The organism is Streptomyces sp. NPDC089919 (assembly GCF_040684615.1).
Classification (GTDB): Bacteria; Actinomycetota; Actinomycetes; order Streptomycetales; family Streptomycetaceae; genus Streptomyces.
The window spans coordinates 1-9,455 of record NZ_JBFBGK010000176.1; the positions used below are offsets into that span (position 1 = coordinate 1).

Below are 9,455 nucleotides of genomic sequence, written 5' to 3' on the forward strand. Positions count from 1 at the left end.
CTTTTCCCTTCCGGCGTTTCCGACTCTATCAGATCCTTTCGGGCCTGACTCCCAGTCAGCGGGGTTTGCCTTCCGGGCTGTTGGGCCCTTCCGACTCCCGAACTCTAGCGGATTTCCCGGGCGGCCCCTAATCGGGCCCCGGAAATGAATTCGGGCACGCCGAATTCGATCCCGGTGGGAGTTCGTGCTGAGTTGGGGTGCCGCAACGAGGCGGCGGGATGGTTGTCGCAGAACCGTTCCGGTCCCGTGACAACTCGAAGAACCTTACGGACCCGGCGGGGTCGTGTCAACCCCGGCCTAGCCGCGGGCCTGGGTCTCCTCCACGCGGGCGAGCAGGCGGGTCAGCATGTCCCCCAGGACGCCCCGCTCCTCCGTGGAGAGGTCCTGCAGCAGCTCCTCCTCGAAGACCGTGGCCATCCGCATCGCGTCGAGCCACTTGCTGCGGCCCTCGTCGGTCAGCTCCACGATCACCCGCACGCGGTTGGTCTCGTCCCGCTCCCGCGTCACCAGCCCCTCGGCCGTCATGCGGTCGATCCGGTGGGTCATGGCCGCCGGGGTCAGCCCCAGCTGCTTGGCGAGCTCGCTCGGACCCATCCGGTAGGGGGCGCCGGCCAGCACCAGGGCCTTGAGTACTTCCCATTCCGCGTTGCTGATGCCCAGCGCCGCAGTCTGCCGCCCGTAGGCGACGTTCATCCGCCGGTTCACGCGCTGGAGCGCGGAGACGACCTTCTCGACCTGGGGGTCGAGGTCTTGGAACTCGCGCTGGTAGACCGCGATCTGCTCGTCGAGGCTCGGTTCGGCGATGCCGTTCGCGCCGACCGTGTCCGGGGTGTCACCCATGCCGCGAAGTATGACACGCCCGGCGTTGCCATCTAACTCCTTCGGTGTGTACTGTTAAGGATCGAACTTTAGAGTTGAAGTCTTCGGGTCGACAGACTTCACAACAGAACTAGGTGGTGAAAGTGACCAGGGTGATGGGCGCGGCGATGGGCCGGATCCAGGCCGGGAACGCGCTGAGTGCGTTCGGCATCGGCTTCACGGTGCCGTTCCTCTATGTGTACGTGGCAGAGGTGCGCCAGCTCGGTGCCTTCTGGGCCATGGCGTCCTTCATCGCCCTGGCCGTGGGCGCGGTGCTGACGCTGCCGTTCGCGGGCCGGGCCATCGACCGCCGGGGCCCCATCCCCGTACTGATCGCGGCCGCTCTCACCGCGGCCGTCGGCGCCCTCGCCCTGGGCCTGGCCACGACCGTCGCCACCGTCCTGCTGTTCTCCGTCGTGCTCGGCGCCGGTCAGGCCGTCATGCAGCCCGCGCTGGCCACGATGATCGTGAACTGCTCCACCCCGGAGGGCCGCACCCGCGCCTTCGCCCTGCAGTTCTTCATGCAGAACCTCGGTCTCGGCATCGGCGGCCTGCTCGGCGGCCTGCTGGTCGACGTCTCGCGTCCCGGCAGCTTCCTGCTGCTCTTCGGCATCGAGACGGCGATGTTCCTGGTCCTGGCCGCGATCGTCACCACCGTCCGGCTCCCCGAGCCCTCCGGTCTCAAGGAGTCCGCGCCGAAGGACGGGGCCCAGGCCGGCGGCGGCCTCGGCCTGCTGCTGCGGCACAAGGCGATGGTCTATCTGTGCCTGCTGGGCTTCGTCATGTACTTCGCCTGCTACGGACAGTTCGAGTCCGGCCTCACCGCCTACGGCACCGAGTCGGGCATCGACCCGGCCACCCTCGGCTTCGCGCTGGCGGCCAACACCGGCGTGATCGTCGTGGCGCAGTTCGCGGTGCTCCGGTTCGTCGAGCGGGCCAGCCGCACCAAGGTCATCGCGCTGGTCGGCCTGGTCTGGACGGCCGCCTGGGTGCTCGCGGCCTTCGCGGGCCTGGTCGGCAGCGGGCCGGCCCTGGCCGCCACCGCGTTCGTCTCGACGTACGCCCTCTTCGGCCTCGGCGAGGCCATGCTGTCGCCGACCATCGCCCCGCTCGTCGCCGACCTGGCGCCGGACGGCAAGGTCGGGCTCTACAACTCCGCCTTCGCCATGGTCAAGCAGATCGCGCTGGTGGTGGGCCCGCTGGTGGGCGTGCCGCTGGGCGCCATGCTCCCGGGCCCGTACATCGCGGCCTTCGCCGTCATCTGCCTGGGCTTCTCCTGGCTGGCGCTGCGCCTGGGCCGCCAGCTGACCGCCGCGCAGGACCGGCCCTTCGCCGGCCGCCGGCCCAGCCGGGTCGTCGCGCAGCACACCCCGGCCGCCGACGGGCCGGCCCCGGCCCGCACGGCCGGTGCCGAGCCGGTCGCCGCGGGAGCCGCCCGGGGCATGTGACCCCGGCCGCGCCGGCCCCGTACGCCCGGCGCACCGCCGCAGGACCCGTCCCCACGGTGTCGGCCCCCTCGCCCCTCCCGGGCAGGGGGCCTTCGCCGTATCGGGGGACGGTTCGTGCACACGTACGCATGAAAGGTCGTGTGCATGTCCGTATAAGAGGGGTCAGGCCTCCGTGCCCGGGAGGGCGAACTCGCACCAGACGGCCTTGCCGCCGCCCGGGGTGCGCCGGGAGCCCCAGGACGAGGCGATGGTCGCCACGATCGAGATGCCCCGGCCCGCCTCGTCGGCCGGCTCGGCCCGGCGCCGCCGCGGCAGGTGGTCGTCCCCGTCCGTGACCTCCACGATCAGCCGCCGGTCGGTCCGCCGCAGCCGCAGCCGCATCGGGGGCGTGCCGTGCTGGAGGGAGTTCGCCACCAGCTCGCTGGCGGCCAGCACGCCCAGGTCGCACAGCTCCAGCGGGAAGCGCCAGGAGGTGAGCACCCCCTGGGCGAAGGCCCGGGCCCGCGGGGCCGCCTCGATGCCGCCGAGCAGTTCGAGGGCGGCGTTGTGGAAGAGCTCCGCGTCCGAACCGGTACGGGTGGGGTGCTGGAGGACCAGGACGGCCACGTCGTCGTCGTGGTCCGCGCCCACCCCCAGGGCCCGCATCAGCCGGTCGCAGATCACCTGGGGGGTGCCCTTGGCACCGGAGAGGGCGCGCTCCAGGGCCGCCACGCCCTCGTCGATGTCCTCGCCGCGGCGCTCGACCAGGCCGTCGGTGTAGAGGACGGCGGTGGAGCCGGGGGCCAGCGCGATGGTCCCCGAGGTGTGCAGCCAGCCGCCGGTGCCCAGCGGGGGGCCGGTCGGGTCCTCCGCGCGGTGCACGGTGCCGTCCTCGTCCCGGACCAGGATCGGCAGGTGGCCGGCCGAGGCGTAGACCAGCCGGCCCTCGTTCGGGTCGTGGACGGCGTAGACGCAGGTGGCGATCTGGCTGGCGTCGATCTCGGCGGCGAGCCCGTCGAGCAGCTGGAGGACTTCGTGGGGCGGCAGGTCGAGCCGGGCGTAGGCGCGCACGGCCGTGCGCAGCTGCCCCATGACGGCGGCGGCCCGTACCCCTCGGCCCATCACGTCGCCGATGACGAGGGCGGTGCGGCCGGCGCCGAGGGTGATCACGTCGTACCAGTCGCCGCCGACCGCCGCCTCGGTGCCGCCGGGGTGGTAGGTGGCGGCGATCCGCAGGTCGTCGGGCTGCTCCAGCTCCTGCGGGAGCAGGGACCGCTGGAGGGTGACGGCCGCCTCGCGCTGGCGCCGCTCGCTGGCCCGCAGCCGCTCCACGGCCTCGGCGTGCTCGGTGACGTCCGCGAGGTGGACCAGCACGCCCCCGCCCGCGCCCCGCGGGTCCTCCTCGGGGCCGTCCGGGCCGCCGAAGCCGGTGACCGGGGTGCAGGTGACGGTGTACGAGCTGCCGCCCGGGGCCTTGCGGTTCTTGACCGTACGGGACTTGCCGCTGCGCAGGACCTGGTCCAGGAGCGGGAGCAGCCCGAGCTCGGCCAGCTCCGGCAGGGCCTCGGCGGCGGGGGCGCCGGCCGGCCGGGGGCCGAAGCCCTCGGCGTAGGCGTCGTTGACGTACGCCACCCGGTGGTCGGGCCCGTGGACGAGGACGACGAGGGAGGGCAGCCGGCCCAGCACCTCCCGGACGGAGAGTTCGTCGAGGGAGGGGACCGCCAGGACGGCGGTGCCGCCGCCGCTGCCGACCCCGGAGACCGTGGGGTCGACGGGCCGCCCGGCGGGGCCGGCGCCGCCGGGCTCGCGGCCGGCCGGGTCGGTGGCCGACGGGTCCTGGCTGCGTCCGCGGGCCGCGGGGACCGAGCCCTCGCCGCGCTTGGCCTGCGCGGCCGCGTGTTCGGTCCGGGCGGCGGCGCGGCGCTGCGTGCCGGGGAAGCGGGCGCTCCAGCGCGTGAAGTTCACTGCGTTCAAGCCTCGTGGTGTCGCTCGTGGTCGCTCGTGGTCGTCGCGGTCTTCGCTGGGCGGTGATCACTCTGTGCAGGTGTGAGCCCACCTATGGTCACACGTCCGGGGCGGGCGGCCGGACCGAAGTCTCAATCGGTGCCGCCCCGGGGGGCGTCCGGGCCCGGCTCCGCGCCGCCCCCGGGCCGCCCCGGCCGGTCCGGGCCGGGGCCGCCGCCGTCCTGGGCGGGTGGCGGGGGCGCCGGGTCCGCGGAGAGGTCCATCGGGTCGGGGCGGGGGGCGCCGCCCGCGGCGAGCTCGAACTCGGCCCGCGGGTGTTCGAGGGAGCCGAGCGAGACGATCTCGCGCTTGAAGAGCCCGGCGAGGGTCCACTCGGCCAGCACGCGCATCTTGCGGTTGACCGTCGGCACCCGGCTGAGGTGGTAGATCCGGTGCATCAGCCAGGCCGGGTAGCCCTTGAGCTTGCGGCCGTAGACGTGTGCGACGCCCTTGTGGAGCCCGAGGGAGGCGACGGAGCCGACGTACGCGTGCGAGTAGTCCTTGAGCGGCTGGCCCCGCAGCGAGGCGAGGACGTTCTCGGCGAGGACCTTGGCCTGGCGGACGGCGTGCTGGGCGTTGGGGGCGCACTCGCGGCCCGGTTCGGCGGTGACGTCGGGGACCGCGGCCGCGTCGCCGGCGGCCCAGGCGTGCTCCACCCCTTCGACGGTGAGCCTGGCCGTGCACTTGAGGCGGCCGCGTTCGTTCCTCGGCAGGTCGCTGGCGGCGAGGACCGGGTGCGGCTTGACCCCGGCGGTCCACACGACGGTGCGGGTGGGGAAGCGGGCGCCGTCGCTCAGCACCGCGACCCGGTCGGCGCAGGACTCCAGCCGGGTCTCCAGCCGCAGGTCGATGTTGCGGCGGCGCAGCTCGCGGATCGTGTACTCGCCCATCTCGGGGCCGACCTCGGGCAGGATCCGGTCGCTGGCCTCGACCAGGATCCAGCGCATGTCCTCCGGTTTGACGTTGTGGTAGTACCGCGAGGCGTACCGGGCCATGTCCTCGAGCTCGCCGAGCGCCTCGACGCCCGCGTAGCCGCCGCCGACGAAGACGAAGGTCAGGGCGGCGTCGCGGACCTGGGGGTCGCGGGTGGAGGAGGCGATGTCCATCTGCTCGATGACGTGGTTGCGCAGGCCGATGGCCTCCTCCACGGTCTTGAAGCCGATGGCGTAGTCGGCCAGGCCCGGGATCGGCAGGGCGCGGGAGATCGAGCCGGGGGCCAGCACCAGTTCGTCGTACGCCAGCTCCAGCGCGCCGGTGCCCTCCTCCTCGGTGGCGAGGGTGGTGACGGTGGCGGTGCGCTTGGCGTGGTCGATCCGCTGGGCCTCGCCGATGACGATGCGGCACTTGTCGAGGACCCGGCGCAGCGGGACGACGACGTGCCGCGGGGAGATGGAGCCGGCCGCCGCCTCGGGGAGGAAGGGCTGGTACGTCATGTACGGCTCGGGGGTGACGACGGTGATCTCGGCTTCGCCGGCTCTGAGTTTCCGCTGCAACCGGAGCGCTGTGTACATGCCGACATACCCCCCGCCGACGACGAGGACGCGCGTGCGGGGCGATGTGCCGGGGTTCGTTCCCCGGGTGTCTGGGGCCTTCACCATCCCATGACGCAACGTGGCCGGGAGTTTGTCCACAGGCCCGGCAGATTGTGTGACCGAAGGGTGTCCCCGGAGGGGGTTGTGGACGGCCCGCTCCGGGCGGGCAGTTCCGCAGGTCAGGATGGGGAGACGGGCAAAGAAGAAGGGGCGGAATCGGAAAAGTGGGGGAGAATGCTCCGATCGGGCGGTGCCCGGTGCGGAGCCCCCTCTTCTGAATTGACTCTGGCTCAACTATGTTCGTTACTCGCCGGGGTGTCGGCCGGGGCTCAGAGTGACCGTGGCCCCCCTGGCACGAAGGCGGGGTTGTCTCCGGGGGGAGACAAATGATTACCGGGGGAAACATATGAACATTTCCGATTTCCATGGGTCTGCGACGGCCGTGACCGCCGAAGGCGCGGGACGGCTGATGGCAGGCGGTACGGGCACGACGAGCGGGCCGGGAATAGCCCGCTCGGCGCCGCTGCGCGTGGACGCGCAGCGCAATCTCGAGCACGTGCTGCGTGCCGCGCGCGAGGTGTTCGGCGAGCTCGGGTACGGGGCTCCGATGGAGGACGTGGCCCGTCGCGCACGCGTCGGCGTGGGCACGGTCTACCGGCGGTTCCCGAGCAAGGACGTACTGGTGCGACGGATCGCCGAGGAGGAGACCGCCCGGCTGACCGATCAGGCGCGGGCCGCGCTGGGGCAGGAGGAGGAGCCGTGGCAGGCGCTGTCGCGCTTCCTGCGGACCTCGGTCGCCTCGGGCGCCGGCCGGCTGCTGCCGCCGCAGGTGCTGCGGGTGGGCTCCGCCGAGGGCGCGGAGGACGGCGTCGAGGGCGTGGACGGGGCGCGGGTGCCGCAGCAGCGGGCCGCCTCCGACTCCGCCGGGTACTCCGGCGACCTGCGGACCACCGCCCGCCTCGTGGTGGACGAGCCGGCCGACGACGCGGGCGCGGGTGCGCTGCTCGAGGTCGTGGGGCGGCTGGTGGACCGGGCGCGGGCCGCGGGTGAGCTGCGGGCCGACGTGACGGTCGCCGACGTCCTGCTGGTCATCGCGACCGCGGCACCGGCCCTGCCGGACCCGGCGCAGCAGGCCGCCGCCTCGGCGCGACTGCTGGACATCCTGCTCGAGGGCCTGCGGTCGCGCACCGCGTGATCCGCCGGTCCGCTCGTGTGACCGGAGCCCCCTCGCGGGGGTGAGGTCCGCGCGACGGACGCACCACCACTCGAACAGGTGAGGGTGGTGCGGCCGTTCGCCGAGATGTGCCCGGATGAGTGGATACCCGTCATCCGGGCCCTTCCGGCCGCCCCCGTATGCCACGCTGGCCCGATGTACGGGTCGGAATGTGTCGTTCGGGGGCTTCCGCAATGAGCGTGGACGGACGCGACGAGCCGACCGGCGCCGCCGGGGGCACCGGCGGGGCCGGAGCCGGCGCCACCGACGCCGGCGAGCTGCCGGCCCGGCAGGTACCGGCCCAGCGCGGCGCCGGCAGCGGGGCCACCACCGCGGAACTCCCGCCCTCCGACGGCGACCTGATCACCCGGATGCGGGCCGGCGACGACGGCGCGTACGAGGAGCTGTTCCGCCGGCACGCCGACGCGGTGCGCCGGTACGCCCGGACCTGCTGCCGGGACGGCCACACCGCCGACGACCTGACCGCCGAGGTCTTCGCCCGCACCCTGCAGGCGGTGCGCGGCGGCGCCGGGCCGGACCAGGCCGTGCGGGCGTACCTGCTCACCACGGTCCGGCGGGTGGCCGCGGCCTGGACCCGGACCGCCAAGCGGGAGCAACTGGTCGAGGACTTCGCCCTCTTCGCCGAGCAGGCCGCGGCGGAGGGCACCGCACCGGCCGGCGCCGCCGGGGGCACCCTGGACCCGGGCGCCGACGTCCGGGCCATGCACGACGCCGAACAGACCCTGGCCATGCAGGCCTTCCGGAGCCTGCCCGAGCGCTGGCAGGCGGTGCTCTGGCACACCACCGTCGAAGAGGCCTCGCCCAGCACCATCGCGCCGCTCTTCGGGCTGACCCCGAACGCCACCGCCGTCCTGGCCTCCCGGGCCCGGGAAGGCCTCAAGCAGGCCTACCTCCAGGCGCACGTCAGCGCCGCGCTCACCGAGGGCGGCGACTGCGCCCGGTACGCCGACCGGCTCGGGGCCTACGCCCGCGGCGGGCTGCGGATGCGGGCCGAGCGGGGGCTGCGCAAGCACCTCGAGGAGTGCGCCAAGTGCCGGGTGGCGGCCGGCGAACTGAAGGACGTCAACGCGGGCATCCCGGCGCTGCTGCCGGTCGCGGTCATCGGCTGGTTCGCCGCCGGGTACGCGCTCAAGGCCGCGGGGGTCGTGGCGGGCGGGGCGATGGGCGCCGCCGGCGCCGGGGCCGCGGCGGCGGCCACCGGGGGCGGCGGGGCCGCGGCCGGTACGGCGGGGGCGGCGGGGGCCGCGGGCACGGCGGGGGCGGGTGCGGGTGCGGGTGCCGCCGGGGCCGGGGGCGGTGGCTCCGGTGCGGGGGCCGCGGCCGCCTCCGAGGGGCTGGGACTGCCCGCGAAGGCCGCGCTCGCGGCCGGGCTGGCGGTGGCCACCGCCGCCGGGGTGGTCTTCGCGCTCACCGGCGACGACACCGAACCGCAGGCGGAGGTCCGGCCGGCGCCGCCCAGCGCGGTGGCCTCGGTCGCCCCGGAGCCGCCGTCGGTGGTCCCGCCCTCGCCATGGGTGAAGCCGCCGGCGCCCCGGCCGGTGCGGCACACCCCGCCGCCTCCGGTACGCACCACCCCGCCGGCGCCGCGGCCCACCCCGTCGCGGGCGCCCCGGCCGACCCCGGCGCACACGGTCCGGCCCACGCCGGCCCACACGGCGAAGCCGAAGCCGCGGCCGACGCCGAAGCCCACCCCCACGCCGCGGCCGACGCCGCCGCGGACCGTCCACTCGTACCCGCTGGTGGCGCTGGGGCAGTCGGTCTTCGGCGACCACACCGGGCCGGAGATCGACACCTACCGCAGCAGCTGGGTGTGGCAGCGGTGGGGGCTGCGGATCGGCGGCCACAGCCACCCCGGCATCACCGTGCACTCCCGCTCCTCGGTCCTGATCGACCTGAACCGGCCGTGCCGGAGCTTCAGCGCGCGGGTGGGGGTGGACGACATGTCGATGGGGCGGGGGGCCGTGCGGTTCTCCGTCTGGGCGGACGACACGCGGCTCTGGCGCTCGCCGGCGCTGGGCGTGGGCGAGGCCGCGGTCCCCCTCCACCTCGACCTCACCGGCGCCTCGTCGGTCCGCCTCGTCGTAGACCGCGAGGACTGGCACGGCTCCCTCCTCCTCGCCGACTGGGCCGACTCCACCTTCACCTGCCCCTAGCCCCCCGCGCGCCGCCCGTGGCGAAGCCCCGCCCACCAGCCCCGCCGGCGCTTGAGGCGACCGCCGCGCAGCGGCGGTGCGGGCCTCGGGGCGGAGCCCCGCATATCCAGCCCCGCCGGCGTTTGAGGCGACCGTCGCGCAGCGGCGGTGCGGGGGCTCCGGGGGCAGCCGCCCACCGGTTTCGGGAAGGGGCGGGGTGGGGTCTGGCTCCGCGCAGCGGCCGGGCACGGGCCCGGGAGCCGCGCCA

General features: G+C 74.7%; 6 protein-coding genes. 3 read left to right on the top strand and 3 right to left on the bottom strand.

Features of this window, described 5'->3' with window-relative positions; all coding sequences use genetic code 11:
* Positions 1-297: 297 nt before the first annotated feature.
* Entirely contained in the window at positions 298-840 is a 543-nt protein-coding gene (locus tag AB0O40_RS36620; protein ID WP_365050382.1) for a MarR family transcriptional regulator, read from the bottom strand.
* 134 nt (positions 841-974) lie between these two features.
* Between AB0O40_RS36620 and AB0O40_RS36625 the strand changes: the two genes are divergently transcribed.
* Positions 975-2,306: an MFS transporter gene (locus AB0O40_RS36625; protein WP_365050392.1), complete on the top strand. Its 1,332-nt coding sequence runs from the start codon at positions 975-977 to the stop codon at positions 2,304-2,306.
* 162 nt (positions 2,307-2,468) lie between these two features.
* On the opposite strand, the gene AB0O40_RS36630 is transcribed toward AB0O40_RS36625, so the two are convergent.
* Together AB0O40_RS36630 and AB0O40_RS36635 are read right to left on the bottom strand one after the other, a co-directional pair.
* Positions 2,469-4,250 (bottom strand): SpoIIE family protein phosphatase, encoded by a 1,782-nt coding sequence (locus AB0O40_RS36630; RefSeq protein ID WP_365050394.1) that lies wholly within the window; start codon positions 4,248-4,250, stop codon positions 2,469-2,471.
* Positions 4,251-4,381: 131 nt separating this feature from the next.
* A complete protein-coding gene (locus tag AB0O40_RS36635; RefSeq protein WP_365050384.1) occupies positions 4,382-5,887 on the bottom strand; it encodes an FAD-dependent oxidoreductase in 1,506 nt (501 codons plus the stop codon).
* A gap of 340 nt (positions 5,888-6,227) precedes the next feature.
* On the opposite strand from AB0O40_RS36635, the gene AB0O40_RS36640 reads away from it, so the two are divergent.
* The gene (locus AB0O40_RS36640) at positions 6,228-7,016 is read left to right on the top strand and encodes a helix-turn-helix domain-containing protein (RefSeq protein WP_365050388.1); all 789 of its coding nucleotides are present in this window, start codon (positions 6,228-6,230) and stop codon (positions 7,014-7,016) included.
* A 212-nt stretch (positions 7,017-7,228) separates the two neighbouring features.
* Entirely contained in the window at positions 7,229-9,208 is a 1,980-nt protein-coding gene (locus tag AB0O40_RS36645) for a sigma-70 family RNA polymerase sigma factor (RefSeq protein ID WP_365050390.1), read from the top strand.
* Positions 9,209-9,455 lie beyond the last annotated feature (247 nt).

Coding starts and splice junctions, on each gene's coding strand:
- AB0O40_RS36620 (WP_365050382.1), bottom strand. CDS start 840: ATGGGTGACACCCCGGACACGGTCGGCGCGAACGGCATCGCCGAACCG.
- AB0O40_RS36625 (WP_365050392.1), top strand. CDS start 975: ATGGGCGCGGCGATGGGCCGGATCCAGGCCGGGAACGCGCTGAGTGCG.
- AB0O40_RS36635 (WP_365050384.1), bottom strand. CDS start 5,887: ATGGTGAAGGCCCCAGACACCCGGGGAACGAACCCCGGCACATCGCCC.
- AB0O40_RS36640 (WP_365050388.1), top strand. CDS start 6,228: ATGAACATTTCCGATTTCCATGGGTCTGCGACGGCCGTGACCGCCGAA.
- AB0O40_RS36645 (WP_365050390.1), top strand. CDS start 7,229: ATGAGCGTGGACGGACGCGACGAGCCGACCGGCGCCGCCGGGGGCACC.